Annotated in this window: 26 protein-coding genes, 4 tRNA genes and 1 pseudogene; 9 read left to right on the top strand and 22 right to left on the bottom strand. The window is 53.0% G+C overall.

Going from position 1 to position 25,235, the window contains the following annotated elements:
* Positions 1-297 (bottom strand): hypothetical protein, encoded by a 297-nt coding sequence (locus ACLJZ5_RS20610; RefSeq protein WP_001156607.1) that lies wholly within the window; start codon positions 295-297, stop codon positions 1-3.
* A 174-nt stretch (positions 298-471) separates the two neighbouring features.
* Between ACLJZ5_RS20610 and ACLJZ5_RS20605 the strand changes: the two genes are divergently transcribed.
* Positions 472-852 (top strand): hypothetical protein, encoded by a 381-nt coding sequence (locus ACLJZ5_RS20605; protein ID WP_023139942.1) that lies wholly within the window; start codon positions 472-474, stop codon positions 850-852.
* Between the two features lie 47 nt (positions 853-899).
* Here ACLJZ5_RS20605 and corA read toward each other — a convergent pair whose 3' ends face one another.
* The 8 genes from corA to lptM form a co-directional block, all read right to left on the bottom strand.
* On the bottom strand, positions 900-1,850 hold the full coding sequence (corA, locus tag ACLJZ5_RS20600; protein WP_000947139.1) for a magnesium/cobalt transporter CorA: 951 nt from the start codon (positions 1,848-1,850) through the stop codon (positions 900-902).
* A 155-nt stretch (positions 1,851-2,005) separates the two neighbouring features.
* The gene (gene ysgD / locus ACLJZ5_RS20595; protein WP_212723238.1) at positions 2,006-2,062 is read right to left on the bottom strand and encodes a YsgD/CorL family protein; all 57 of its coding nucleotides are present in this window, start codon (positions 2,060-2,062) and stop codon (positions 2,006-2,008) included.
* A gap of 259 nt (positions 2,063-2,321) precedes the next feature.
* Entirely contained in the window at positions 2,322-4,484 is a 2,163-nt protein-coding gene (uvrD, locus tag ACLJZ5_RS20590; protein WP_000383436.1) for a DNA helicase II, read from the bottom strand.
* Positions 4,485-4,619: 135 nt separating this feature from the next.
* Complete coding sequence (yigB, locus tag ACLJZ5_RS20585) at positions 4,620-5,336, bottom strand: 5-amino-6-(5-phospho-D-ribitylamino)uracil phosphatase YigB (protein ID WP_001213560.1); 717 nt, start codon at positions 5,334-5,336, stop codon at positions 4,620-4,622.
* Positions 5,336-6,238: a tyrosine recombinase XerC gene (xerC, locus tag ACLJZ5_RS20580; protein ID WP_000132874.1), complete on the bottom strand. Its 903-nt coding sequence runs from the start codon at positions 6,236-6,238 to the stop codon at positions 5,336-5,338. Before xerC ends, yigB begins: the two co-directional genes overlap by 1 nt.
* The gene (locus ACLJZ5_RS20575; protein WP_024798254.1) at positions 6,235-6,942 is read right to left on the bottom strand and encodes a DUF484 domain-containing protein; all 708 of its coding nucleotides are present in this window, start codon (positions 6,940-6,942) and stop codon (positions 6,235-6,237) included. Before ACLJZ5_RS20575 ends, xerC begins: the two co-directional genes overlap by 4 nt.
* The gene (gene dapF, locus ACLJZ5_RS20570; protein ID WP_001160671.1) at positions 6,939-7,763 is read right to left on the bottom strand and encodes a diaminopimelate epimerase; all 825 of its coding nucleotides are present in this window, start codon (positions 7,761-7,763) and stop codon (positions 6,939-6,941) included. The genes ACLJZ5_RS20575 and dapF overlap by 4 nt, the downstream gene beginning before the upstream one ends.
* 36 nt (positions 7,764-7,799) lie before the next feature.
* The gene (lptM, locus tag ACLJZ5_RS20565; protein ID WP_000799903.1) at positions 7,800-8,003 is read right to left on the bottom strand and encodes an LPS translocon maturation chaperone LptM; all 204 of its coding nucleotides are present in this window, start codon (positions 8,001-8,003) and stop codon (positions 7,800-7,802) included.
* Positions 8,004-8,188: 185 nt separating this feature from the next.
* On the opposite strand from lptM, the gene ACLJZ5_RS20560 reads away from it, so the two are divergent.
* The 4 genes and pseudogenes from ACLJZ5_RS20560 (at position 8,189) to cyaY (ending at position 9,479) form a co-directional block, all read left to right on the top strand.
* Positions 8,189-8,440 (top strand): hypothetical protein, encoded by a 252-nt coding sequence (locus ACLJZ5_RS20560; RefSeq protein ID WP_001621231.1) that lies wholly within the window; start codon positions 8,189-8,191, stop codon positions 8,438-8,440.
* Positions 8,410-8,712: pseudogene (locus ACLJZ5_RS20555) on the top strand (hypothetical protein); the annotation flags it as partial. The gene ACLJZ5_RS20560 and the pseudogene ACLJZ5_RS20555, both read left to right, overlap by 31 nt.
* A complete protein-coding gene (locus ACLJZ5_RS20550; RefSeq protein WP_001125565.1) occupies positions 8,700-9,089 on the top strand; it encodes a DUF3021 family protein in 390 nt (129 codons plus the stop codon). The pseudogene ACLJZ5_RS20555 and the gene ACLJZ5_RS20550, both read left to right, overlap by 13 nt.
* Before the next feature lie 69 nt (positions 9,090-9,158).
* Positions 9,159-9,479: an iron donor protein CyaY gene (cyaY, locus tag ACLJZ5_RS20545; RefSeq protein WP_024798253.1), complete on the top strand. Its 321-nt coding sequence runs from the start codon at positions 9,159-9,161 to the stop codon at positions 9,477-9,479.
* A 70-nt stretch (positions 9,480-9,549) separates the two neighbouring features.
* On the opposite strand, the gene ACLJZ5_RS20540 is transcribed toward cyaY, so the two are convergent.
* The 4 genes from ACLJZ5_RS20540 to cyaA form a co-directional block, all read right to left on the bottom strand.
* Positions 9,550-9,912 carry a hypothetical protein gene (locus tag ACLJZ5_RS20540; RefSeq protein ID WP_031617805.1) on the bottom strand — a complete coding sequence of 121 codons (363 nt, stop codon included), beginning with the start codon at positions 9,910-9,912 and terminating at the stop codon, positions 9,550-9,552.
* 53 nt (positions 9,913-9,965) lie between these two features.
* Positions 9,966-10,466, bottom strand: a complete 501-nt coding sequence (locus tag ACLJZ5_RS20535) for an STM3941 family protein (protein WP_049826051.1) — start codon at positions 10,464-10,466, stop codon at positions 9,966-9,968.
* A gap of 185 nt (positions 10,467-10,651) precedes the next feature.
* On the bottom strand, positions 10,652-11,008 hold the full coding sequence (locus ACLJZ5_RS20530) for a hypothetical protein (RefSeq protein ID WP_000752580.1): 357 nt from the start codon (positions 11,006-11,008) through the stop codon (positions 10,652-10,654).
* A 107-nt stretch (positions 11,009-11,115) separates the two neighbouring features.
* Positions 11,116-13,662, bottom strand: coding sequence for a class I adenylate cyclase (gene cyaA, locus ACLJZ5_RS20525; RefSeq protein ID WP_023215727.1), 2,547 nt, complete (start codon positions 13,660-13,662; stop codon positions 11,116-11,118).
* Between the two features lie 376 nt (positions 13,663-14,038).
* On the opposite strand from cyaA, the gene hemC reads away from it, so the two are divergent.
* The 4 genes from hemC to hemY are packed head-to-tail and all read left to right on the top strand — an operon-like array spanning position 14,039 to position 18,107.
* Positions 14,039-14,980 (top strand): hydroxymethylbilane synthase, encoded by a 942-nt coding sequence (gene hemC / locus ACLJZ5_RS20520; RefSeq protein WP_001521319.1) that lies wholly within the window; start codon positions 14,039-14,041, stop codon positions 14,978-14,980.
* Positions 14,977-15,717, top strand: a complete 741-nt coding sequence (hemD, locus tag ACLJZ5_RS20515; RefSeq protein ID WP_000025495.1) for a uroporphyrinogen-III synthase — start codon at positions 14,977-14,979, stop codon at positions 15,715-15,717. The genes hemC and hemD overlap by 4 nt, the downstream gene beginning before the upstream one ends.
* 21 nt (positions 15,718-15,738) lie before the next feature.
* Complete coding sequence (gene hemX / locus ACLJZ5_RS20510) at positions 15,739-16,908, top strand: uroporphyrinogen-III C-methyltransferase (RefSeq protein ID WP_024798252.1); 1,170 nt, start codon at positions 15,739-15,741, stop codon at positions 16,906-16,908.
* Between the two features lie 2 nt (positions 16,909-16,910).
* Positions 16,911-18,107, top strand: coding sequence for a protoheme IX biogenesis protein HemY (gene hemY, locus ACLJZ5_RS20505; RefSeq protein ID WP_031617806.1), 1,197 nt, complete (start codon positions 16,911-16,913; stop codon positions 18,105-18,107).
* Between the two features lie 581 nt (positions 18,108-18,688).
* Here hemY and ACLJZ5_RS20500 read toward each other — a convergent pair.
* From ACLJZ5_RS20500 to wzxE, 9 genes are all read right to left on the bottom strand, one after another.
* Positions 18,689-18,765, bottom strand: a tRNA-Pro gene (locus ACLJZ5_RS20500).
* 42 nt (positions 18,766-18,807) lie between these two features.
* Positions 18,808-18,894 (bottom strand) — tRNA-Leu (locus ACLJZ5_RS20495).
* A 20-nt stretch (positions 18,895-18,914) separates the two neighbouring features.
* A tRNA-His gene (locus ACLJZ5_RS20490) sits at positions 18,915-18,990 on the bottom strand.
* Positions 18,991-19,044: 54 nt separating this feature from the next.
* A tRNA-Arg gene (locus tag ACLJZ5_RS20485) sits at positions 19,045-19,121 on the bottom strand.
* A gap of 102 nt (positions 19,122-19,223) precedes the next feature.
* Entirely contained in the window at positions 19,224-20,609 is a 1,386-nt protein-coding gene (gene thrP / locus ACLJZ5_RS20480; protein ID WP_000818378.1) for a bifunctional threonine/serine APC transporter ThrP, read from the bottom strand.
* Between the two features lie 206 nt (positions 20,610-20,815).
* Complete coding sequence (gene wecG, locus ACLJZ5_RS20475; protein WP_000183617.1) at positions 20,816-21,556, bottom strand: lipopolysaccharide N-acetylmannosaminouronosyltransferase; 741 nt, start codon at positions 21,554-21,556, stop codon at positions 20,816-20,818.
* Positions 21,553-22,911 (bottom strand): ECA oligosaccharide polymerase, encoded by a 1,359-nt coding sequence (wzyE, locus tag ACLJZ5_RS20470; RefSeq protein WP_000055605.1) that lies wholly within the window; start codon positions 22,909-22,911, stop codon positions 21,553-21,555. The genes wecG and wzyE overlap by 4 nt, the downstream gene beginning before the upstream one ends.
* Complete coding sequence (locus tag ACLJZ5_RS20465) at positions 22,908-23,987, bottom strand: TDP-N-acetylfucosamine:lipid II N-acetylfucosaminyltransferase (protein ID WP_000217189.1); 1,080 nt, start codon at positions 23,985-23,987, stop codon at positions 22,908-22,910. The genes wzyE and ACLJZ5_RS20465 overlap by 4 nt, the downstream gene beginning before the upstream one ends.
* Positions 23,984-25,234: a lipid III flippase WzxE gene (gene wzxE, locus ACLJZ5_RS20460; RefSeq protein WP_000050285.1), complete on the bottom strand. Its 1,251-nt coding sequence runs from the start codon at positions 25,232-25,234 to the stop codon at positions 23,984-23,986. Before wzxE ends, ACLJZ5_RS20465 begins: the two co-directional genes overlap by 4 nt.
* Position 25,235 lies beyond the last annotated feature (1 nt).

Below are 25,235 nucleotides of genomic sequence, written 5' to 3'. Positions count from 1 at the left end.
TTATTTCTTTTTAGTAAATAGCAATACAATAAATAATATAATATTTGTTACTGGAAACACGCCCAACACACCAATAAACTTATTCCAACCAACAAACGTTAAATAACGGGCATGGATCTGGCAAAAGCCGAATCCCAACGCTATTCCAATCCCCCTCAAATTTAATGAAGTACAAATCGACAGTACAACGAGCAGGACAATAGCAATCACCCACCATCCAATCCAGGCTTTAATGAATTCGGCTTTAGAAAAAGGGTCTTTACCAAAATAAACTTGCCAGAAATTTTTCTCTTGCATTTTATGAAATCCATTCATTGAAATTGTTAATTACCAGATAATATATTTAATTATTATCTATTGCTGTGCAACGTAATTATCATGCCATTATTTACCATTACTGTCATTAGAAAATTCAGTGTGATATATTTACATGTGAGACCTGAAGTTGGTTATCAATATGGAAAAAATAATATGATTAGGATTATTAAAGATATTTTTCACCCTTCCCCCAAGGATACATTGAAGCGAGCAAAGTTTGTTATTTATACATTATCATCATGGATAATATTATTTACTATAATGCCTAAAAACCAATATCTTGATTTAATATTTATTATTGTCAATACCTATATCCATATTAATATTGGCGCGAAGAGAATCAGAGATTCAGGTTGCAGGGCACTTTATTTCATCGCATTGTCTATAGGTGTAAATGTCTTCTGTACAGTCAGTGTCGCACTCAATGGGGCTGATTGCGATAATATTGGTATACAACTCAATATTGCCTGGGTAATACTCACAACACTACTGCTATCTTTCATCGCTTCTTCAAAACAAGAACTTTCCTCATGATGAAGAACTTCCAACGGACTGGCGGTTAAATCGCCAGTCCGTTGATTTTACAACCAGTTCTTGCGCTTAAAGTACAGATACGGCGCAAGCCCCGCCAGAATCATAAAGATAATCGCGCCTGGATAACCAAAGCTCCACTTCAGTTCCGGCATAAACTCGAAGTTCATCCCATAGCTGGAAGCGACCAGCGTCGGCGGCAGGAACACCACGGAAACCACCGAGAAGATTTTGATAATGCGGTTCTGCTCAATGTTGATGAAACCCATCGCCGCCTGCATCAGGAAGTTCACCTTCTGGAACAGCGATTCATTGTGCGGCAGCAGAGATTCGATATCGCGCAGGATCTCACGCGCCTGCTCCAGCTGTCCGCCCGGTAAGCGCGCCTTGCGCACCAGGAAGTTCAGCGCGCGTTGGGTATCCATCAGACACAGGCGTACCTTCCAGCCGATATCTTCCAGTTCCGCCAGCGTGGAGAGCGCTTCGTCGTATTCATCGCCCTGATGCCCTTCCATAATGACGCGGCTCAGTTTTTCCAGATCGCTGTAGATGTTTTCGATCTCATCCGCCAACTGTTCAATTTTAGTTTCGAACAGATCGAGCAGTAATTCATAAGCATTACCGTCGACCATCGCCTGGCTGCGGGCGCGCATACGATACAAACGGAAGGCGGGCAGTTCGCGTTCACGCAGCGTAAACAGACGGCCATCGCGAATAGTGAATGCCACCGTAGAGTTACCGGCATGATCTTCCGCATCTTCGAAGAAGAAGAAGGAGTGGATATGCAGTCCGTCTTCGTCTTCAAAGAAGCGCGCGGATGCTTCGATATCTTCCAGTTCAGGACGCGTCGCCAGACTCTGGCCCAGCTCAGATTGTACGCGCAATCGCTCGTCGTCGTCCGGTTCGACCAAATCGACCCATACGGCATCAATCAGGCTTTGTGACTCCTCGACTTCCAGCCGGGTTAGTCGGTTTTTTTCCAGTTGAAATGCGCTCAGCATGACCGGGACTCCCAATGCGTAAAAATATCGGACAGTTCAGATGGGCACACAGAAACAAATTGGGTTTCAGACCATTAAACAGCCTGACTCAACGCGACGGGAAAAAATGAAAGGTCGCTGACAACCGCTAAGGCTATCAGCAAAAAGGGATAGCCTTAGGAGTTGATCCTGGATGACAGGATAATGAGCCAGTATCTACTGGGTGTGTCCAAGGCGAATGTCCTCTTAGCGTAATCGTGGGCGCATGTTACGCCAGCAAAAATTTGCCGTCAACACGCAACGAAACGCGAAAAAGCAATAATTTCCCCTTATGCAGAAAGGTTAGCAGAGTGAGAGTATTTATCTATGATTTCAGAATATTAACATCAATATATCGCCGGATGGCGGCTTCGCCTTATCCGGCCTACAAATCAAAATGTTAGCCAGCGCGTAGGCCGGATAAGAGGCGTCATCCGGCAATATGAGAGTCGGTCAAACCGTTTCCAGCTTCGCATATGCGGCAACCAGCCATTTGATCCCTTGCCCCTGAAAAGCCACCTGCAACCGGCTATGTTCGCCGCTGCCCTCCAGGTTGACAATAGTTCCCTCGCCGAACTTCGCATGGCGCACGCGTTGGCCGAGTTTGTAGCCTGTGTCGTTTTCCGCCAGCGGCGTTCCCATTCGTTGATGGCTCACCGGACGACTGACGGTGGCGCGCAGACGGACCTCTTCCACGCACTCCTCCGGCAACTCGCCGATGAAACGCGACGGGCGATGGTAGACCTCTTTACCGTACAGACGACGCGTTTCCGCATAGGTTAGCGTCAGTTTCTGCATGGCACGGGTAACGCCGACGTAGGCCAGACGACGCTCCTCTTCCAAACGCCCGCCCTCATCCAGCGACATCTGGCTGGGGAACATGCCCTCTTCCATGCCGACGATAAACACCTGCGGAAACTCCAGCCCTTTGGCCGAGTGCAGCGTCATCAGCTGCACCGCATCCTGCCAGGTATCCGCCTGCCCCTCGCCCGCTTCCAGCGCGGCGTGAGAGAGGAAAGCCTGCAACGGCATCAAATCTTCATCTTCGTCGTTGTAGCTGAACTGCCGCGTCGCCGTCACCAGTTCCTCTAAGTTTTCGATGCGCGTCTGGCCTTTCTCGCCTTTTTCTTGCTCATACATGGTGCGCAGGCCGGAATCTTTGATCACCCGGTCAGTCTGCACATGCAGCGGCATGTCGGCGGTTTCCTGCGCCAGAGCGTCGATCAGTTCCATAAAGCGTTGTAGCGCGCTGGCCGCACGCCCGGCCAGGGCTTTTTCCTGTAACAATTCACGGCACGCCTGCCACAATGTTAGCTGGCGATCGCGCGAGGTCTGGCGCACCACGTCCAGCGTGCGGTCGCCGATGCCGCGCGTTGGGGTATTCACCACGCGTTCAAAGGCGGCATCATCGTTGCGATTGGCAATCAAACGCAGATAAGAGAGCGCATCTTTGATCTCCTGGCGTTCGAAGAAGCGCATACCGCCGTAAATGCGGTACGGCATACTGGCCTGTAATAACGCTTCTTCCAGCACGCGCGACTGGGCGTTGCTGCGATAAAGAATGGCGCATTGCGCAAGCGCGCCGCCGTTGTCCTGCCAGGTTTTGATACGGTTAACCACAAAGCGCGCTTCATCCAGTTCGTTGAAAGCGCAGTACAGCGATATCGGTTCGCCGTCAACGCCGTCAGTCCACAGCTTTTTACCCAAACGCCCATTGTTATTCTCAATCAGAGCGTTCGCCGCGCTAAGGATGTTGCTGGTCGAGCGGTAATTCTGCTCCAGACGAATGGTCTGCGCGCCGGGGAAATCATTGAGGAAGCGCTGGATGTTCTCTACCTGGGCCCCGCGCCAGCCGTAGATCGACTGGTCATCGTCGCCGACAATCATCACTTTACCGGTATCGCCCGCCAGCAGACGAACCCAGGCGTACTGAATGTTGTTGGTATCCTGGAATTCGTCCACCAGGATGTTAGTAAACCGCTCGCGATAGTGTTGCAGGATGTGCGGCTTGTTCAGCCATAGTTCATGAGCGCGCAGCAGTAGCTCGGCAAAATCCACCAGACCAGCGCGATCGCACGCTTCCTGATAGGCCTGATACACCTTCTGCCAGGTCTGCTCCACCGGGTTGCCATAGCTTTGGATATGGTGCGGGCGTAGCCCTTCGTCTTTCTGGCTATTGATGTACCACATCGCCTGACGCGGCGGCCACTGCTTCTCATCAAGATTCATCGCCTTAATCAGGCGTTTAAGCAAACGCATCTGATCTTCGCTGTCGAGAATCTGGAAATCCTGCGGCAAATTAGCGTCCATATGATGCGCGCGCAGCAGGCGGTGCGCCAGACCGTGGAACGTCCCTACCCACATTCCGCCCTGGCTGGTCCCCATCAACTGGCCAATACGATGGCGCATTTCCGCCGCCGCTTTATTGGTAAAGGTCACCGCCATGATGGAATATGGCGAGTTGTTTTCTACGCTCAGTAACCAGGCGATACGGTGCACCAGCACGCGGGTTTTCCCGCTTCCCGCGCCCGCCAACACCAGCATGTTGCTACGTGGCGCGGCCACCGCTTCGCGCTGTTTATCATTAAGGCTGTCGAGCAGGTAAGAAACGTCCATTGGCACCGCCGCGTAAAAACATGAAAACTAAAAACGCCCGGTGGCGCTTCGCTTACCGGGGCTACTTATCGTAGGGCGGATAAGCATAGCGCCATCCGCCAGAATAACTGGGAATTTATACAGAACTACTGGTGATTATATCAGCGAGGTGAGAGATGCCAACCGCGAAATTTCGATATGCGGCAGTAAACGGCTGTCCTGCGTCCGCATCAGGTCGGCATTTTCCGGCTTGATCCAGCAGGCCTGCATCCCACAGCGAATAGCGCCAGCCACATCGGTAGTCAGATCGTCGCCGACATGCAGGATCTCGCCGATCGGCACATGCAGCTTTTCCGCCGCCAGGAAATACATGTCGCTAAACGGCTTGGAACGTCCATCCGGGCCGGCGCGCAGTACAAACTTAAAGTAATCGCCGAGGCCAAACAGTTCCGGCTGGGCGTTGCCGTTAGTGATCGCCACCAGCGGCCATTTTTTCGCAAGCTGCTGTAACGTCTCATGGGTAGCCTGCGGAACCTCAATCTGGCTGCGCCATTTGGCAAAATGCATCATCGCCGCATTCGCGCCGGCAATGGCCTCCTGCGCCGATAATCCCGCATCCCGCATGGCCTGCTCTATCGCGCGATGGCGCCAGCGGGTAACGTCATGATAGATTTCCGGCTCCGCTTCACGCACCGCCTGCCGTATCCGCTGTAAATCGACGTTTTGAAACGAACGTAGCGACGGGTGATAATTTTGCATAAAAGCGAGCGCTTCCTGCTCAGTACGCAAAATCACCGGACGGTTATCATAAAGGGTATCATCCAGGTCAAAGGTGAGCGCGGCAATACGCCCCAAAGGCCGGTAAAAACGCATTATTTCCCCCGTTTAGCGCGCGGATGCGCCGCGTCGTACACTGAAGCAAGGTGTTGAAAATCAAGATGAGTATAAATTTGGGTGGTGGAAAGGTTGGCATGACCCAGCAGCTCTTGCACGCCGCGCAGATCGCCGCTCGATTCCAGCATATGGGTCGCGAACGAATGGCGCAGCTTATGTGGATGCACGTGGCTGTTTAGCCCCTGCTTTATGCCCCATTCGGCGAACCGTTTTTGGACATTGCGCGCGGAGATACGCTTGCCGAGCTTCGACAGGAATAACGCCTCTTCGTCGCTGGCGAACAGGCCGCGCAGATCCAGCCAGTGCTCAATCCACGTCACCGCGTTACGGCCAATCGGCAGGCGTCGCTCTTTGCTGCCTTTACCCATTACCCACACTTCGCCGGTATCAAGATCGAGGTGCTTTATATCCAGGCCAACCAGTTCGGATAAACGCAGTCCCGCGCCGTACATGACCTCCAGCATCGCCCGGTCACGTACGGCGAGCGGATCGTTAAGATCGATGTCCAGCAGGCGGTTAACGTCGTCGACATCAATATTTTTCGGCAGATGACGCGGCGCTTTCGGTGCGGAGACGCCCTTCGCCGGGTTAGCTTTCAATTCGCCCTGACTGACTAACCAGTCAAAAAAGCTTCGCAATGCCGAGAGACGTAGCGCCAGACTGGCAGGGCCAAGCCCTTTGCGCCGACTGCGCACCGCAAAACTGCGCACAATCGCAGCGTCACATTGTTGCCAGCTTTTCAGCCCGGTTTCTCCGGCTAAAGCGATAATGGCATCAAGCTGACGCTGGTAGTTCAGCAGGGTAATGGGGCTAAGCTGGCGCTCCACGCCTAAATAGCGCAGGAAACGCGAGACATCCTGAGAAAGCGCGACATCCGTCATACGCGTTTAATCCAGCGTTCCAGCAGTTCCGGCAGCATCAGCGCGATCTCCTGTAAAAGCTGCGTCCCCTGCCCCGGCTGATAGTGGTGCGGGTCACGGCTGCTGAAGAGAATCACCCCGAGGTCGCCATCGCTGCCCATCATCGACATGGCTACCGAGCCTACAGCCTTCGCCTCCGGCAAGACCACCAGCAGTTCCGGACCGTTTAGCGGGCCAAGATAATGCTGCGACTGTCCCAGTCGTTGAATACGCAGCGGCTCGAAGGCCTGACGGTTTAAAGCCAGATGCGTATAGCGCGATGGCGCGCCAAGACGCCACCGATCCGGGAACAAACGCAGCGTCGCGCCGGCAAGCCCCAAATCGCGCGCCCAGCGGTGAAACCGCATCAGCATCTCATCCAGACTATCCGCGGCGACCAGACGGCTTTGCAGATGCAGCAAGCGATAAAACAGGCTTTCATTGGCATGAGCCTGTTCCATCAGCAGCGTCATATTTTCTTCAAGCACATTGATATGATTACGCGCGCGGGCCATATGCCACTCAACGAGCGAAACCGTTCCCCGCACGGGATGTGGAACACGCATCGCTTCCACGGCATGGGCGTTACGGATAAAAAACTCAGGGTGGTGGCGCAGGTAATTGACGACCGCTCGATCGTCCAGTTCCGTGAGCGTTTCCTGTAGTTCTTCCTCTGGTTGCTTCATAAATGGATAAATCCGTCGTAGATATGTGCCGCCGGACCAGTCATGTATAACGGATGACCCGGACCTTTCCAGGCGATATCCAGCCGACCGCCCGGTAATTCCACGCGTACTTCTTCAGCCAGCAGCCCCTGCTGAATCCCCACGGCAACGGCAGCGCACGCGCCGCTGCCGCACGCGCGGGTCTCCCCTGCGCCGCGTTCATAGACTCGCAGCCGGATATGCTCACGTCTTACAACCTGCATAAAACCAATGTTGGCGCGTTCCGGAAAACGCTCATGGCTTTCCAGAACCGGCCCCAGTGTTTCAACGGCCGCCGTGTCGACGTTATCAACCTGAATGACACAGTGCGGATTGCCCATTGAAACCACGCCGCACAATATGGTCTGTTCCGCCGCTCGCATAATATACGTCTTTTCCGCTTTGTTGGCGCGAAAAGGCACCTGCGCGGGTTCAAAGTTTGGTTCCCCCATGTTCACCCGCACCAGTTCATCTTCCGTGACGCTCAGTACCATCCGGCCATTCGCGGTACTGACCCGAATATCGCGTTTATTGGTTAGCCCTTTCAGGCGAACAAATCGCGCGAAACAGCGCGCGCCATTGCCGCACTGCGAGACTTCACTGCCGTCGGCGTTGAAGATGCGGTAATGAAAGTCCAACTCAGGATCATAGGGCGGCTCAACCACCAGCAGCTGATCGAACCCTACGCCCAGGTGTCTGTCGGATAGCCGACGAATCAGTTCCGGCGAAAAAAAGACATTCTGCGTTACCGCGTCGACGACCATAAAATCGTTGCCAAGGCCATGCATTTTAGAGAATTGCATCATTCACTCCGTTCACGCGGGGACAGAAAACTATCCTCAGTAATTGACCTGGGACGGGCCATCTCCCGTTGCGCGATCGTTCTTATCGGGCATCGTGGACTGCGTTTGCGAATCGACTTTTTTCGTCGGCGGCGGCGCATTTTTATCGGCTGGCGGGAAATAAAGCGGCCCTTTCAAACCGCAGCCCGTCAGGCTGAACAGAGTCAGAAGTACAGCGAGTGTCTTAAACACGTTTTTCATTATGGATTGCCTGTAAGTTCATGCTTTCTATTTTCTATCATCGCAGGAGAAGGCGTAAAAGCAAGCGTTTAGGGGCTCTTTATAAAATCAGAAAAGCGGCGCGTTGCCATGATTATTGCGCATTTACATCAGGGAACATGCTTTGCTAATCACTTTAGGTTTACGTACCACGTCCGGATGACCTTATGCAATATCGTAATTTGTTTTGCCTTTTTTCGCTTTCACTTCTGCTGCCTCCCGCCTGGGGATGCCGGCTGAGTGAATCTCCGCACAATGTTTATCAACGGCAAGGCAGCGGCGTGGTTTATCTTCAGCCAGAAGAGGAGAACAATCTTTCGTTGCCGGAGGTGAATTTCAAACGCCTGCGTCGGTTACCCAATTCATTGATTAACCCGGCAACTCAGGGCTGGAACTGGATAGCCCAGCCCCCTTCCTGAACCGGGAAATTAACGCCGGAAAAGAGCATGGCTATTTTATGCGTGATAGCCAGCAAGGTCAGGGTATTCATGTCTTTAGCATCAATGGGCCGCTAAAAGTCACCGAGCGTTTTGCGTATGACAACCGCTATGTTTATACGTGGATTGGCAGCCAGCTTTACCGAACAGCATCCCCCTGCCCGGATAAGACGCATACTCTGAATAGGAACGTCATGTACACCAACAATAAAGACATCATCATCATAACGCAGGCACCGGAATGCCAAAAATGACGCCGCTAAACCGTTTTGCGCGTTTGAATAAACATCTGAAAAACGCCCTTCGGGGCGTGGGGATCGGTTCATGCATTTACGTCATTGTTGAAAGCGTTATGCACGGCACGATAAACGGTGTTGAAGCTGCCGGGGTTCTGACGATAAGCGCGGTACTCGGTCTGCTTAGCGCTCTTTTGGATATCAAAGCAAAGCCGCGCGCCCCCTTAATCCTGTTGCATTTTCTCCTCTGCGGCGGCTGTGTCGCGCTGATGGTGGCAATGCTGTCGGCGCTGAACCATTTCCCGGTTAACGCGTCCGTTATACTTATCACCAGTGCGCTATTTATCGTCATTTATCTACCGCTGGGTTTTATCCTTTACCGCTCACAACGGTAATTCGTATCGGTTCCAGAAGCTGACGCTTCCCCTTATACTGGCGCTATCACTCAATAGCGGGATAAAACAATGAACGACAGTGAATTTCATCGCCTTGCCGACACTCTGTGGTTAGCCATTGAAGAACGTCTGGACGACTGGGATGGCGACAGCGATATCGACTGTGAAATCAACGGCGGCGTGTTGACCATCAGCTTTGAAAACGGCAGTAAGATCATTATTAACCGTCAGGAGCCGTTGCACCAGGTGTGGCTGGCGACCAAACAGGGCGGCTATCATTTTGATCTGAAAGGCGACGAGTGGATTTGCGATCGCAGCGGCGAAACCTTCTGGGATCTGCTGGAGCAGGCGGCAACGCAGCAGGCGGGTGAAAAGGTGAGTTTTCGCTAAGTTTTAATTCCGCAGGAGAGCCAGAAGAATAGCGCTTTCCTGCGTATATTTAACGAGATATGCGGTCGTATTACCAACCCCGAAATGTGAAATACAGCCAGGTTGCCAGAAACAGCGCGGGCCATACACTCAACCAACCAACCCAAAAACCGTAGCGTTGCCAAAAGGTTAGGTTAAATAGTGGCTTCTGCTCGGTAAAAAGTTGACGTAACGCTGGTGACCAACGTTTTCCCTTGATTTCATTGCTGCAATGATTGCATATCGCTAAACCAAACTTATCTCTTTTTCTCGCTTGAGACAGACCACATGTACGGGTCCTTTTTTGGCGAATAATCAACCATACATCCTGATTATTACAATAAGGGCATGTTTCATGTGTGGGTAGGGTTGCCAGAGGCAGCACATCAATATGGTGAGTAATAACAAAAAACATATATCTCTACCCTATTGTTCCAGGTTTCTGGCAACAGCCATTTTAAAAATATCCTATAACTCATCTGAATCATAATCGAGATCGTTTAGAGAGATATTCATCACGCGATTACTTTCATGCTTATTTAATAATGACAGAAAATTATTACGCATTTTCTCATTAGTAATTCGCTGACAATAAAGCTCAACATCTTTGACAAAAACGGCCAGCACAGGCGTATTATCGCTAACACGCTCACCAACATAGTCGATTTCATGCCAGTAAACTATTGGTAGCCTGGTTGTGTGTAATGTTACTCCCTCCTGGTTCAACGTTAGCTGTGGCTTTCCTGAAAAGGCGGAGTACCAGTAAGCACTTGCGCCTGCTATCATGAGGAGTATTAAAAAAACACACACCATCTTTAGCATAATACTATAATTTAGAAAGAGGCTCATCATAAGAGCTATAGCTACCACTGAATAAAACAGAGCTAATTTTATTTGTCGTTTCTTATTCACGTAAATAAGAATAGGGTTGTTTATTGACATATAATATCCTTTTATAAAAACATCCATAAGAAACCATTAAAGAGCTTTTGTTTCTAATATGGTTTTTCAAAACATATTTACGAAAACAATGAAAGACGCGATAGCGTTTTGAACGGTCTGGATATTACTACATAAATTGTATAAGAAAAAATATTGTCTAAACCTTGTTCCGCTCAATGAGCATTCTTCGAATGTAGGCTGGATAAGGCGTGTTAGCGCCGCCATCCGGCACAGTATCGTTCTAAAGCCATAATCATATTGATAAGAATAATGGCCGCACATGTGAGCATTAACGCGGTAAAGAACAAAAAGGCGATACCGTACAATTCCCATCCCAAGTCATAGAGAAAATGGTAATTGTCGCAGGAGATGATCACATCCTCCAGACCGGGACATACTTTTCCCCATCGCCCCCAGTAAGACGCATCCCAGAGTTGAAAACTGGCCATGCTGGCGCATAGCGAGAGCAGGCACCCAGCAGATATAAAACAGAATAACTTATTTATAAGAATGAAGCCGAGGCTGACCATCGCCATGACTATCCCTAACAAAATGAACGCATCTGCCACCTCAAACCTCCTCCTGTAAACCAAATGCGGAGGTCACGGTAACGAAGTTGGGTGAAGTTAATGTGAAGCGGTGAACGCCGGCCGGGCAGCTTTGCCCGGCGCAGCACTTACGAAAAATACTGCTGCAATAGCGGCGCGTCATGATCCTGGTTTGCTGGCGGCACGGTGTTGATAGGCTGCGTACGGAATGGGATCACCTGCGCGCGGCCATCGGTTTTCACTATCTGGTAGAACTGCGGCAGGTTGAAGTTGATAAAGCTGGAGCCATACGTGAAGCGATCGTGCGATGACGAATAGAAGCGACTGACGTCGCGCACCAGTTCTTCCTTGCTACCTTCGCAGTGGTGATACACTTCCGCCCGGTTACTTTCATCCAGAATATAAATATTAAAGCCTTTCTCATCGCCCGTTTCTTCAAAGAAGAACTGGATAATCCCTTCGCTGGCGAAGCCATCCACCACTGACGGCAATTTCACCTGGTTGGTTTCCACCTGTACCGACAGCCCGTGCAGCTTGTTATGCGAAATCGCGCCGTAAAATTCGATAGCGTTCTCCAGCTTCTGCACCGAGACATTCAAGCGTTCGAAGAATAGTCCCCACGTCTGCCCGGAAACCCGCAGCGCCTTGAAGCGACCGGTCTCCTGACGGGTGCTGGAAAGACGTAACTCGATACATTCGGAGACCAGTTGCTGCACACGGGTGCGAATCAGACCGCGAAGATGCTGACTGTAGCAGAACACCTCCACGCTATCCGGCGGCGCGGCATCCTGGTGCATTTTCCCCAGAATCGTTTTCAGCGCTTCGATCATCGCCTGCTCGCCGTTAAAGTGCAGAGTACGCACTTCGTTCCACGAGTTGCGATATAACAAGTCGATACTGCCTATCAGACAGTTTTGCTCTTCGCCAAAGCTGAAAACGTCCAGCTTACGGAAGTCAAAATGGACCACTTTATTGCGAAACGCCGCCGTCGGGTCATATTCGAGGTTAACGATAATCGCCAGATGGCGAATTTCACAGGGGCTGTAGAGCGCTTTCGGCGTCGGAGCAGGCAAGCGCAGCGGGAAATGGTGCGAAACATCGGCGACCATCTCCTGCAACTTAGGCAGGTCGACAATACCGTTGCCCTTAATAAACAGATGCGTTCGCGACGTCAGCAGGCCGTTGAACCACGCCCACGCGACCAGCTTATTAAGATAACGGTTATATTCCAGCGGCTGATGGCTGATGATGGAATCCATGTTCGGCGCGCGGTTGTAGAGATACCAACCTGAACGGTTGGCGCGTCCCGGCGGCACATGGATAAAGGTTAAATTCGGCTCGGACAGATCCGGCGATATCTGCGGGTTCACCAGCGTGACTTTACCCGGCAACGCTTCAAACGCCGCGTACAGCTTACGCGTCAGTACGCCGATATCTTGCGGGCTGGCACTCACGCTGAGGTTGTTGCGCCGCGCAAAGCGAATCAGATTACGATAGCTCTGCATCATGGCGTCGAGCAATTCGTTGTGGGCTTCGCGCACCTGATCGATTTTCCAGTTTGCGCGATTATCGAGCATGGTCAGACGCGCGTCGTCCCATCCCCACTCGCTGACTAACTGGCTTAATACTTCCCGACGCCAGCCTACGCAGGCGCGCTCGCGACTTAATTTCTCGCACACTTTCAGGTAAAAGCAGCGGCGGACTAAATCCAGCCGCGTCGGATCTTCAATCGCCATCAGGTATTCAGTGACCCGTTCCAGCATCATGCAGTAGGGATCGAGTCCAAACGATACGATTTCACCGTCATGCAGACGTTGTTTAATATCTTTCGCCAGCAGACGTGGGTTGGGATATTCCCATGAGTAGGCTTCCAGCAGCAGCGTTTTCAGCACCGCTTTGTACGGCGAGTCAATACTCTTGTATAGCTGCCACAGGCTGGCGCCAAAGTACTCTTCGGCGGAGAGCGAGCTTAAGCCCCCCAGATCCAGCCATTCGTTTGGCGTTAATACGCCCTGCGCGTAGAGCGTCATGACATAGTCGTCGTAATGCTCTTCTTCGTCGCACGGCACCATACTCCACAGGATACGCTTCCCGGCCAGGCGCACAGCGGTACGATAAAACTCATCAAGCAACAGGATATGCTGCGTAGAACCACAGTCTTCCCCGCCCAGACTGCCGCTTTCGTTATGGCGGAAACGGTTCTCGTCGATCAGGAAGAAGCTCACCTCAACGCCAAGCGAGGCGGCCCAGCTTTCCAGCAGGCTACACTTACGTTGCAGCAACTGACGCTCTTCGCCGTCGAGCCAGGACTGATGGCACACCCAGATATCCAGGTCGGACGAGCAGCTCTGCCCGACCGAGGAGGTGCTGCCCATGGTGTAAACACCGGTAATCGGCAGCTCGCCCTTCGGCGGGTCCTGCGGCGTCATACCGCGGTACAGCTCAAGTTCGTTCAGATAGTGGCGTTGGGTTTCATCAGGCGTGTAGAAGCAAATACCGCTGGGAACGTTACCATCAAGGTAACCCGGCATCAGTGGATGGTGATAGTGCAATAATGTCGGCAGAAGACTGTAAACCTGCTGAAAAGCGGGTCCCATGGCAGCAAGCGCGCGATCCACACGCAGTTGATTTATGGCATCCAGTCTCTGTTTCAGAGTCTCAATATAGAGGTACAAGACGTATCGCCTGATGTTGCTACCCGTCATGGTGCAGGTCAGTACTTGACCGTCGCCATTCGGGATAAACCGTATGTCAAAAATAACCGTTACCCTTTCTCGTCTGCATATTTTTATCTAATACCGACGAAAAAATGGTCTAAAACGTGATCAATTTAACACCTTGCTCATTGACCGTAAAGAAAGATGCGCTACATACAAGTGTAGCACCGTTCGCTGCGTGTAAATTCTTAAATACGGGCTGGCGGTTTCTCGTCATTATTCACTGTCATTGACGACACTGCGCCTTATCCTCTCACTCACGGTGACCGGAAAACTAACATACTCTCTATAAGGATGTTAGGATGGTCAATGATTGATAATGACGGTAACAAGCATGTTAGACAATGTTTTAAGAATTGCCACACGCCAAAGTCCCCTTGCGCTTTGGCAGGCACATTATGTCAAAGACGCATTGATGGCAACCCATCCGGGACTGACGGTAGAACTGGTGCCGATGGTCACACGCGGCGACGTGATCCTTGATACTCCCCTGGCGAAAGTGGGCGGTAAGGGACTGTTTGTTAAAGAGCTTGAAATCGCGCTGCTGGAAAAGCGCGCTGATATCGCCGTGCACTCTATGAAAGACGTTCCGGTGGCCTTCCCGGACGGTCTCGGTCTGGTGACCATTTGCGAGCGCGAAGATCCGCGCGACGCGTTTGTCTCGAATAAATATCACAGTCTGGACGATCTGCCCGCGGGTAGTATCGTCGGGACGTCCAGTTTGCGTCGTCAGTGTCAACTAGCGGAACGCCGTCCGGACCTCATTATCCGTTCGTTGCGCGGCAACGTCGGCACACGTCTCGGCAAGCTGGACAACGGCGACTATGACGCCATTATCCTGGCCGTGGCCGGTCTGAAACGCTTAGGTCTGGAGTCGCGCATTCGCACAGCCTTGCCGCCCGACGTTTCGCTTCCTGCCGTAGGCCAGGGCGCTGTCGGGATTGAGTGTCGTCTTGACGACGCGCGAACGCAGGCGCTGCTCGCACCGTTGAATCACTCGCAAACCGCGCTGCGCGTAACGGCGGAACGCGCTATGAACACCCGCCTGGAAGGCGGGTGTCAGGTGCCGATTGGCAGCTATGCAGAAATCATCAACGGTGAAATTTGGCTACGCGCGCTGGTTGGCGCGCCGGACGGTTCGGTGATGGTGCGCGGCGAACGTCGTGGTTCTCCCGAGCAGGCGGAGCAAATGGGCATCTCGCTTGCAGAGGAACTGCTGGAAAACGGCGCGCGCGCGATTCTGACGGAAGTTTATAACGGCGAGACGCCCGCATGAGTATTCTGATCACCCGCCCCTCTCCTGCAGGGGAAGCATTAGTGAGCCGTCTGCGCGCACTGGGGCAGGTGGCCTGGAGTTTTCCACTGATTGAATTTGTCGCCGGCCGGGAGCTACCCACCCTGGCCGACCGCCTGGCGACGCTGACGGAAAACGATCTGGTTTTTGCCCTTTCACAGCACGCCGTCGCCTTTGCTCACGCCCAGCTCCAGCGGGATGGCCGAAACTGGCCTGCGTCGCCGCGCTATTTCGCGATTGGCCGCACCACGGCGCTCGCCCTTCATACCGTTAGCGGGTTCGATATTCGTTATCCATTGGATCGGGAAATCAGCGAAGCCTTGCTACAATTACCTGAATTACAAAATATTGCGGGCAAACGCGCGCTGATTTTGCGTGGCAATGGCGGCCGCGAACTGCTGGGCGAAACCCTGACAGCGCGCGGAGCCGAAGTCAGTTTTTGTGAATGTTATCAACGATGTGCGAAACATTACGATGGCGCGGAAGAAGCGATGCGCTGGCATACTCGCGGCGTAACAACGCTTGTTGTTACCAGCGGCGAGATGTTGCAACGGCTCTGGTCGCTGACTCCCCAGTGGTATCGTGAGCACTGGTTACTACGCTGTCGGCTATTGGTCGTCAGTGAGCGTCTGGCGCACCTCGCCCGGGAACTGGGCTGGCAAGATATTAAGGTCGCTGATAACGCCGACAACGATGCGCTGTTGCGCGCATTACAATAACTCTCATAATGGGATGCCATAATGACGGAACAAGAAAAATCCTCCGCCGTGGTTGATGAGACCCGGGAGAGCGTGGAAACCACGCCACAGCCAGTTAATACCGAGAAAAAAAGTAAGAACGGCGCCGCGCTGGTATTAAGCGCGGTGGCGATTGCGATTGCCCTGGCGGCAGGTATTGGGCTTTATGGCTGGGGGAAACAGCAAGCAACCGTGCAAACGGAAACCAGCGATGCGCTGGCGACGCAACTGACCGCCTTGCAAAAGGCGCAGGAGAGCCAAAAAGCGGAGCTGGAAGGGATTATCAAAAAACAAGCGGCGCAGTTAGATGACGCGAATCGCCAACAGGCGGCGCTGGCGAAACAGCTTGATGAAGTACAACAAAAAGTCGCCACCATTTCCGGCAGCGATGCCAAAACCTGGCTGCTGGCGCAGGCTGATTTCCTGGTGAAACTCGCCGGACGTAAGCTGTGGAGCGATCAGGACGTCACTACCGCCGCTGCGCTGCTCAAAAGCGCTGACGCCAGTCTGGCGGACATGAATGACCCCAGCCTGATTACCGCACGACGCGCGATTACTGACGATATCGCCAGCCTGTCATCCGTTGCGCAGATCGACTACGACGGCATTATTCTCAAGCTCAATCAGCTCTCTAACCAAATCGATAACCTGCGTCTGGCGGATAACGATACCGATGGTTCGCCGATGGATTCAGACAGCAGCGAGCTGTCCAGCTCGCTAAGCGAATGGCGCGTTAACCTGCAAAAAAGCTGGCAGAACTTTATGGACAGCTTTATTACCATTCGTCGCCGCGATGATACCGCCGTACCGCTGTTGGCGCCCAACCAGGACGTCTATTTACGCGAAAATATTCGCTCCCGCCTGTTAGTCGCCGCGCAGGCCGTGCCACGCCATCAGGAAGAAACATACCGTCAGGCGCTGGATAACGTTTCGACCTGGGTTCGCGCTTATTACGATACTGACGACGCCGCGACAAAAGCCTTCCTGGAGGAGGTCGATAAATTAAGCCAGCAAAATATCACGATGGATCTGCCGGAAACCCTGGGAAGCCAGGCGATTCTTGAAAAACTGATGCAAACCCGCGTGCGTAATCTGCTGGCGCAACCGACAGTCTCTACGGCAGCGCCTGCCACGCAGACAGACGCTCCGGCAGCCGCGCCGCAAGGAGAATAATGATGCTAAAAGTATTATTGCTCTTTGTGTTGTTGCTCGCGGGTATCGTGGTCGGCCCGATGATAGCCGGTCACCAGGGCTATGTGTTAATCCAGACCGATAACTACAACATTGAAACCAGCGTCACCGGCCTGGCGATCATTCTCATCGTCGCTATGGTGGTGCTATTCGCCATTGAGGGGTTACTACGCCGTCTGTTTCGTACCGGCGCGCACACCCGCGGTTGGTTTGCCGGCCGTAAACGCCGTCGCGCCCGCAAGCAGACCGAACAGGCGCTGCTGAAGCTGGCGGAGGGCGACTATCAGCAGGTTGAAAAGCTGATGTCAAAAAACGCCGACCATGCTGAACAACCGGTGGTAAATTATCTGCTGGCGGCAGAAGCGGCGCAGCAGCGCGGCGATGAAGCGCGCGCTAATCAACACCTTGAACGTGCGGCAGAACTGGCGGGGAACGACACCATCCCGGTCGAGATCACGCGCGTGCGCTTACAGCTGGCGCGCAATGAAAATCACGCGGCGCGTCACGGCGTGGACAAACTGCTGGAGGTCACGCCGCGTCACCCGGAAGTTCTGCGTCTGGCGGAGCAGGCCTATATTCGTACCAGCGCATGGAGTTCTTTACTGGATATCATCCCATCCATGGCGAAAGCGCACGTCGGCGATGAAGCGCATCGCGCCATGCTCGAACAACAGGCGTGGATAGGACTCATGGATCAGGCGCGCGCCGAGCAGGGCAGCGAAGGATTACGCACCTGGTGGAAAAACCAAAGCCGTAAAACCCGCCATCAGGTGGCGCTGCAGGTCGCGATGGCCGAGCATCTAATCGAGTGTGACGATCATGATATGGCGCAGCAGATTATCATCGACGGTCTGAAACGCCAGTATGACGATCGGCTGGTGCTGCCCATTCCTCGCCTCAGAACCAATAATCCGGAACAACTGGAGAAAGTGCTGCGTCAGCAAATCAAGACGGTAGGCGATCGCCCGCTGTTATGGAGCACGCTCGGCCAGTCGCTAATGAAACACGGTGAATGGCAGGAGGCGACTCTGGCTTTCCGCGCCGCGCTGAAACAACGCCCGGACGCGTATGATTATGCCTGGCTTGCCGATGCGCTTGATCGACTGCATCAACCGGAAGAGGCCGCCGCCATGCGGCGCGACGGCCTGATGCTGACATTACAGAACAATCCCCCGCAGTAATTCCCTCTTGCCCGGTGGCGCTTCGCTTACCGGGCCTACCACCTACACAAAATCATTCGGGATGCATAAAAAAACGCCTGCCCGGTTAAGGGGCAGGCGTCAAAACAGGTCTGTATGACAACATAAAGGGGTGCTTCACTCAACGTTGTGTCCAGGGTGTTTGATGAGGCGTAAGCGACATCTGTCAGTGGACGATAAGCACCGTAAACGGCTCTGCATCATTCCTGAGTTTATGAGGCCAGAAGGCGAACATAAGAGATGGAATGAGCATCTACCCGTACATTATTGCACATAACGTGCCATCTTTGCACCGCTAAAAAACAGGCGCAGGCATTAAAAAAACGTAGAGAATTCACGCGATTGTCATCCCCCCGCCGCTGGCGAGGTTTTAGCATGTCGCCCGGCGGAGACAGAACAGGATGCTTTTTATAAAGTGATTATAAATCAATAGATTATTCGTCACCGAATAGCGACAAATAAAGTCTGGGATATCGCCAATAAACCATAATGGCAACACGTGCGGGATAAGTAGTTGAAAATGAACAGAAAACAAAAAACCCCGCCGAAGCGGGGTTCAAAATTGGTCGGCGAGAGAGGATTCGAACCTCCGACCCACTGGTCCCAAACCAGTTGCGCTACCAAGCTGCGCTACTCGCCGATATACTGCTTTTTTGAATTTTTAGTTCAATTCATTGAGTCGTGGTGCGAGGGGGGGGACTTGAACCCCCACGTCCGTAAGGACACTAACACCTGAAGCTAGCGCGTCTACCAATTCCGCCACCTTCGCGTTTCACAACTCTATATTAATGGGGTGGCTAATGGGATTCGAACCCACGACAACTGGAATCACAATCCAGGGCTCTACCAACTGAGCTATAGCCACCACTGAAACTTTTTACGCGGTATTAAACCACCGCAGCTCAAGCACCTAAATAAATGGTACGCCCGACAGGATTCGAACCTGAGACCTCTGCCTCCGGAGGGCAGCGCTCTATCCAGCTGAGCTACGGGCGCTTAGCGCCGTTGCGGGGGTGGATAATACGGACTTCACACCCCGCTGTCCAGTGCCTTTTTAAATAAAATGCGCGTTTGGTTATGCTTTGCGCATTTTGGCGCTTATTCCCCCACCTTGTGGGCGGTTCCGTGACGATTCAGACCGAAAACTTTGTAGACCAGCGTGACGGCCAGCAGGAAGATGACGCCGACAAACAGCGACATGCGCGTATCTTCATTAAAGTACATGCCGATTAAAACGCAAACCAGAAACGCCATCGTCAAATAGTTCGCCCACGGAAACATAATGGAACGAAAAGGATGATCCGCAATCGCTTCTTTATGCGCCCGACGAAAGCGCAGTTGGCTAATCAGAATGACAAACCACGGCACCATCCCCGGCAGTACGCTGGCGCTATAAACGTAAACAAAGACGCGCTGCGGATTGGGGATGATGTAGTTCAGGCAAGAGCCTACCAGCAAAATCAAAATAGAGAGCGCCACGCCCGCGACCGGCACGCCGTGGCGAGAGACTTTCGCGACTGCCGCCGGCAGTTGACGGTTTTTCGCCAGCGCGTAAAGCATACGCCCACAGCTATACATTCCGCTGTTACAGCCGGAGAGCGCCGCCGTCAGCACGACAAAGTTGATAATGCCTGCCGCGGCGGTGATGCCGATTTTCGCGAAGGTGAGCACAAAGGGACTGCCGTTGCTGCCAATCTCATTCCACGGGAAAATGGTGACGATCACGAAAATCGCGCCAACATAAAAAATCAGGATACGCCACAGCACTTTACCCACCGCGCTACGCAACGTCACCTGCGGATTCTTCGCTTCACCGGCGGTAATACCGATCAACTCAACCCCCTGATAAGAGGCCACCACGATACATAATGCGGTCAGAAAGCCTTTCCAGCCGCCGGCAAAAAAGCCGCCATGCTCGGTCAGATTACCAAAGCCAATCGCCTGGCCGCCGTTACCAAAGCCGAAGAAAATCACCCCCAGGCCGATGATGATCATCACAATAATCGTGGTGACTTTGATCATCGCAAACCAGAATTCGATTTCACCATACAGGCGCACCGCAGCCAGATTCGCCAACGCGACCAGTCCGACGGCAATCAGCGCCGGTATCCACTGCGCCATCTCCGGAAACCAGAACTGGACGTAGACCCCAATGGCGGTAATTTCCGAGATCCCGACCGCCATCCACATAAACCAGTATGACCAGGCGGTAAGATAGCCAAAAAAAGGACTCATATACCGGTGGGCGTACACGGCAAAGGAGCCGGTAACAGGTTCCAGAAAGAGCATCTCCCCCATCGAACGCATGATGAAAAAGACGAACAATCCGGCGATGATATACGCCAGCAGCACTGACGGGCCCGCCCATTTCAGCGTACTGGCGGCGCCCATAAAGAGTCCGACGCCGATGGTGCCCCCGAGGGCAATCAATTCAATATGACGAGCTTCCAGCCCACGCTGTAGCTCCGGTTTTTTCTCTGCCATAAATCCTCATGTCGTGTTTGCAACGGTTCCGGTAGTACCGGTTATTGTTATGGGTACATCGATTGTTGCGAATATTTTCTTAAATTTGGACAAATGGCAAATGGAGCATTAAAAAAATGCACTTATTGTGTAAGAAATCATCGATTATGTTGTAAATGAGCAGCGCCATAAGCACAATCCGCTGCTCAAGTCATCAGAAGGGAGAATTAGAGATCGCCAGTATAGTGCCAGCGAAGGTAGCGCAGCAGACGCATCTGGCGGGTAATACGCTTCGGTTGCGAAAGCAGACGATACAACCACTCCAGCCCCAGGTTCTGCCATATTTTTGGGGCGCGTTTGACGTGACCGGTAAACACATCATAGGTCCCGCCCACCCCCATATATAGCGCATGGGGATGCACTTCCCGACAATCGCGCATGAGTAATTCCTGTTTTGGCGATCCCATCGCGACGGTGACAATTTTCGCGCCGCTGGCATGGATACGCGCAAATAGCGCCTGACGCTGCTCCGGCGTAAAGTAACCATCCTGGCTACCCACAATATTGACGTTCCACTGCGTCCGCAGTTTTGCTTCCGTCTGCGCCAGCACCTCAGGCTTGCCGCCGACAAGAAATACCGGCGTGCCTTCTTTCCCCGCGCGCGCCATTAACGCTTCCCAAAGGTCGGCGCCAGCCACGCGAGAAACCTGCGCCTGCGGAAATTTTTTACGTATTGAACGCACCACGCTGATGCCATCGGCATATTTAAATTCCGCCGCCGCTATCAACGCGCGGACTTCCGGATTATCTTCCGCCGTCAGCAGCTTTTCGGCGTTGATCGCCACCAACGTGCCTTGCTTCAGTTGACCATCGGCAAACAGATAATTCAGCGCGTGTGACATGTCGCGCCAGCCAATCAGAGGTAATCCACGCAGCGAGTAAAGGGGCGCAGCGGCATTATTGGTCATAGTTTTCCTTCCACCTGTGCCTGAGGGAGCGAAGTTGTACGTTTATGAATCAGTCCGGCGCTATCAAATAACCAGAACAGAAGCTTAGCGACCAGCAGGCTGGCGCCAAAAACCACCAGGAAGAAAACCACGCGCGAAACAAACGAATCCAGCCCTTCTCGCGCCAGCACAATCATATTAAAGATGGCGCCAAAGCAGAAACTGTGCAGAATCGCCGCCTTATAGCGATTGGGCTCCCGGTTACCCAGTTCATACAGCCAGTCGAACCATTTGATAATCAGCCCGACGACGATCGCGCCGAGCGGAATAAACAGCGCCCCGCCCATGACCACCAGCGATCCAATAAGCGTTGGCGATATCGCCAGGCCAGAATGGTTGTTCAGGACTTCCCAGGTGAAGTAATTCGCAGAGTTCAGCACGATACTGGGTCGTCCCGGCCATAACCAGGTGGGAATAAAGACGTAGAAATCACGCACGATAGGGGCCAGCCCCTGAAAATCGATATTGTGGTAATTTTGCAACAGCAGCGCCAGATTCTCCCACGGCGAAAAGGTATCGCGCGTCAGATAAAGAAACGTATAAAACGCCTCATCGCCGCTCACATTTAATCCGTAGCGTTTGAGCGCCAGCCAGAACATACCGACAATCCCCAGCACGCCCGCCGCTGCCAGCATCCACAGGCTGATCCAGCCCCGAATAATGCCGATAAACAGGAAGATAGCAAACGCAATAATGATGTTGGCGCGCGTGCCGCCGACAATCATGTAGGTCAACAGGCCAAACGCGACGGTGCTCACCAGAAAAAACAGCCACGCTTTGCTGTCCTGGCGCAGGAAATAGACCACCAGCATCGCCGGAATGAAGAAATAGAAGAACCGTTTTAACGCCACGCCGGAGACTTCGCTGGAAAATATCTGGCTGTAGGAGTGCAGCCGGAACAGCAAAAAGCCGTTATGCATAAAGAAAATCGCCACGCTCACCAGCGCGATGCCCATCAGGATCACCCAGGTAAGGTGGGTTTCCACCCGGTTCATGGTAAATAGCGGCTTGCGTGGTACATCCACAACGCGTTTGCGTAAACGCGTTTTATAGGTCACGTAATACACGCCGTAGAAACAGGCGGCGGATAATAGAGCCTGCAATAAGATTTCCGGCGGCGCGACGCCAACGTCGAAACGAAATACCAGCACGCTGGTTAGCGGAAAACCAAAAAAGAAGGTCAACAAAAACAGCAACGAAAAGAAAACGTTGAAGTTAAAACGCACGCGGCGGAATTCAAACCAGGTCAGCGTGGCGATAAACAGCGTAGAGAGCAGCCAGACCACCAGCAGCCCGCTGAATTGCATTAAACTCATTCGGCTTCTCCTGCGGCGATTCTCAACGCATTATGCCACGGTTGCAGGTAGTTGGGGCTAAAGAAGGTGATGCCGCTTTTATCTACCGATGCGAGCTGACGCTGCGCCTCGCGCACGACCTGCTCATTAAGATCGTCCGTGGTAAACAGGACGGGCAGATGCTGTTCCGCCATATCCTGCCAGAAAGGATTGTCGCGATTCAGTACGCACGGGATATCGGCCTGAATTAGCAGACATAACGTCCCGATCCCCTGTTGGCGGGCAAAAATAAAATAACCGAGGTCGCACTGGCGCAACAGCGCAAGATAGGCATCAAATTCCATTTTTTCGCTAAGAATTTGTAAATTTTCGGCGCTAAATAGCGCCAGACCGGCCTGACGAACCTCATCAATATAGTCCTGGTTATTGGCCGGATAGCCCATCGGCACCACCACGTTTACCGTGTCGCCAAACTGCTGATACACCGCCCGTAACGCCGCAATATGTTGGTTACTGCGATCGCCGGAGTTCCCTACCAAAATGGTCAATTTCCCCGCACGTTGGCGCTCTTTTGCCATAGCATTCAGGGAAGGGTCCATGCGCGTCGGGAAATAGAGCAACTCGCCGCGTACGCCCGGGTGCTGGCGCGCAAAATAGCTGAGATCGCCGCGCGTCGCGAATACGCCCCCTACTCGTCCCTGCGCGATACGACGAAGCGGGTAGAAAAGGCGGAATTTCAGCCCGTGGGACACTTCGTAGAGATCCGCGCCCCAGATATGCCAGTAAAACTGAGCAGGCTTAATACCGCCGCTTAACAGCGCCAGCCACAGGCTGGTGTTGAACTGACCGTGAAAGAAGAATCTTTGTCGACGATTTGCTTTCGCTTTGGCGATGACCGCCTGCGCCAGCGCTTTCTTACTGCCATAAAAACGAAGCGAGAGCGCCGGACAGCTTTCCGTGAAGCCGTTATCCTCGCCGGCAACCATAAATTCGCGCGCGTGCTCGCTTGTGGCGGCCAGCGTATCATTGAAAAACCGCAGCACGGTGTGGTTATGGTGAGGGATATCCGATCCCAGGACGTGAATCAGTACAGTCATGCTCGCCTACGCCAGAGTAAAAATACGCCGCAACAAAGTGAAAAATAGACAATATAGGTGGCCATATAAGCCTGTGCCGCACCCAGCGCGCCGTGAGCGGGAATCAGCCAGTGAGCGAACGCCGTTAACAGAATGAACTGACTAATTTCGGCCAGAATGTAAAATCGCAACGACGCTTTGGCAATCACCAGATAACCGAAAACATAGGCGCCGACTTTCAGCACGTCGCCCACTAACTGCCAGGCGAACAGATCGCGCATCGCGGTGAATTTGGCGGAAAAAAGCAGCCAGATAGCAAAATCGCGCAGTAGCCAGACGGTAAAACTCGCCGCCGCAACCGCCGGTAAAACAAATTTCAGCGCTTTTACCACTTCACGCGTAATGTCCTGTTTTTCCGTCAGGCGTGAGAGCGTGGGTAACAGGTAAACGCTGAAGGAGGCGGTGATAAATTGCAGATAGGCGTCAGAAATACTGCTTACGCCCTGCCAGATCCCGACATCGCTCCAGCTATAGTGCGCGGCCAGTTGGTTTCGCATCATCACATAGGCGACCGGCATCGTAACGGAGGTAATCAGCGCCATCAGGGTAAATTTACTGAGCTGCCCTGCCAGACCATTGTCCCAGGAGGGCTTGAGATAGCGTAGCGGGACGGTGCCGCGCTTAATCAGTATTATACCGGCTGGCACTACCACCAGCGCCGGCACCAGCGCCAGGCCAAGCAGAGCGCCTTCATAGCCGCCGACACGGTAGCAGAGATACCAGGCGGCGACGCCCAAAAAGCTGCCGACAATTAACGATAAGGCATTACCCGACGCGTCACGAAAGCCCTTCATTAGCGCCAGCAGCAGGTTCGCCCAGGCGATCCCCATTTGTACCAGCGCAACCAGACGCACCAGCCCTTGATAGTCCGTATGACCGAACAATCCCTGGCTAATCGGCGCCGCCGCCAGCAGGAAGACCAGCGCCAGCAGCGTAGAGAACCCCAATACCATCGCGGAGGAGGTTCCCACCACGGTACGTAACTGCGCCGGGTCATCATGATGTTGTGCGACGAGTTTGGTAACGCCGTTAAATATCCCGGCGCCAGCCAATACGCCCAGCACGGTGATCATCTGGCGGAAGTTACCCGCTTGTCCGACGCCCGCCGGACCAAAAGAGACGGCCAGTAGTTTCACCACCAGCAGTCCGGCGCCAATTTTTACCAGCGTACTGACCGCCGTCCACAGGGAGGCTTTAGCAAGCGACATA

The organism is Salmonella sp. 5800, from assembly GCF_046558195.1.
Classification (GTDB): Bacteria; Pseudomonadota; Gammaproteobacteria; order Enterobacterales; family Enterobacteriaceae; genus Salmonella; species Salmonella enterica.
Note: the sequence above shows the minus strand (reverse complement) of the source record. Positions and strands in the feature narration are given on the sequence as shown.

Bases quoted from the DNA above. Each gene is read 5' to 3' on its own strand.
- ACLJZ5_RS20610 (WP_001156607.1), bottom strand. From the start codon at position 297: ATGCAAGAGAAAAATTTCTGGCAAGTTTATTTTGGTAAAGACCCTTTT.
- ACLJZ5_RS20605 (WP_023139942.1), top strand. From the start codon at position 472: ATGATTAGGATTATTAAAGATATTTTTCACCCTTCCCCCAAGGATACA.
- corA (WP_000947139.1), bottom strand. From the start codon at position 1,850: ATGCTGAGCGCATTTCAACTGGAAAAAAACCGACTAACCCGGCTGGAA.
- uvrD (WP_000383436.1), bottom strand. From the start codon at position 4,484: ATGGACGTTTCTTACCTGCTCGACAGCCTTAATGATAAACAGCGCGAA.
- yigB (WP_001213560.1), bottom strand. From the start codon at position 5,336: ATGCGTTTTTACCGGCCTTTGGGGCGTATTGCCGCGCTCACCTTTGAC.
- xerC (WP_000132874.1), bottom strand. From the start codon at position 6,238: ATGACGGATGTCGCGCTTTCTCAGGATGTCTCGCGTTTCCTGCGCTAT.
- ACLJZ5_RS20575 (WP_024798254.1), bottom strand. From the start codon at position 6,942: ATGAAGCAACCAGAGGAAGAACTACAGGAAACGCTCACGGAACTGGAC.
- dapF (WP_001160671.1), bottom strand. From the start codon at position 7,763: ATGCAATTCTCTAAAATGCATGGCCTTGGCAACGATTTTATGGTCGTC.
- lptM (WP_000799903.1), bottom strand. From the start codon at position 8,003: ATGAAAAACGTGTTTAAGACACTCGCTGTACTTCTGACTCTGTTCAGC.
- ACLJZ5_RS20560 (WP_001621231.1), top strand. From the start codon at position 8,189: ATGCAATATCGTAATTTGTTTTGCCTTTTTTCGCTTTCACTTCTGCTG.
- ACLJZ5_RS20550 (WP_001125565.1), top strand. From the start codon at position 8,700: ATGCCAAAAATGACGCCGCTAAACCGTTTTGCGCGTTTGAATAAACAT.
- cyaY (WP_024798253.1), top strand. From the start codon at position 9,159: ATGAACGACAGTGAATTTCATCGCCTTGCCGACACTCTGTGGTTAGCC.
- ACLJZ5_RS20540 (WP_031617805.1), bottom strand. From the start codon at position 9,912: ATGTTTTTTGTTATTACTCACCATATTGATGTGCTGCCTCTGGCAACC.
- ACLJZ5_RS20535 (WP_049826051.1), bottom strand. From the start codon at position 10,466: ATGGATGTTTTTATAAAAGGATATTATATGTCAATAAACAACCCTATT.
- hemC (WP_001521319.1), top strand. From the start codon at position 14,039: ATGTTAGACAATGTTTTAAGAATTGCCACACGCCAAAGTCCCCTTGCG.
- hemD (WP_000025495.1), top strand. From the start codon at position 14,977: ATGAGTATTCTGATCACCCGCCCCTCTCCTGCAGGGGAAGCATTAGTG.
- hemX (WP_024798252.1), top strand. From the start codon at position 15,739: ATGACGGAACAAGAAAAATCCTCCGCCGTGGTTGATGAGACCCGGGAG.
- hemY (WP_031617806.1), top strand. From the start codon at position 16,911: ATGCTAAAAGTATTATTGCTCTTTGTGTTGTTGCTCGCGGGTATCGTG.
- thrP (WP_000818378.1), bottom strand. From the start codon at position 20,609: ATGGCAGAGAAAAAACCGGAGCTACAGCGTGGGCTGGAAGCTCGTCAT.
- wecG (WP_000183617.1), bottom strand. From the start codon at position 21,556: ATGACCAATAATGCCGCTGCGCCCCTTTACTCGCTGCGTGGATTACCT.
- wzyE (WP_000055605.1), bottom strand. From the start codon at position 22,911: ATGAGTTTAATGCAATTCAGCGGGCTGCTGGTGGTCTGGCTGCTCTCT.
- ACLJZ5_RS20465 (WP_000217189.1), bottom strand. From the start codon at position 23,987: ATGACTGTACTGATTCACGTCCTGGGATCGGATATCCCTCACCATAAC.
- wzxE (WP_000050285.1), bottom strand. From the start codon at position 25,234: ATGTCGCTTGCTAAAGCCTCCCTGTGGACGGCGGTCAGTACGCTGGTA.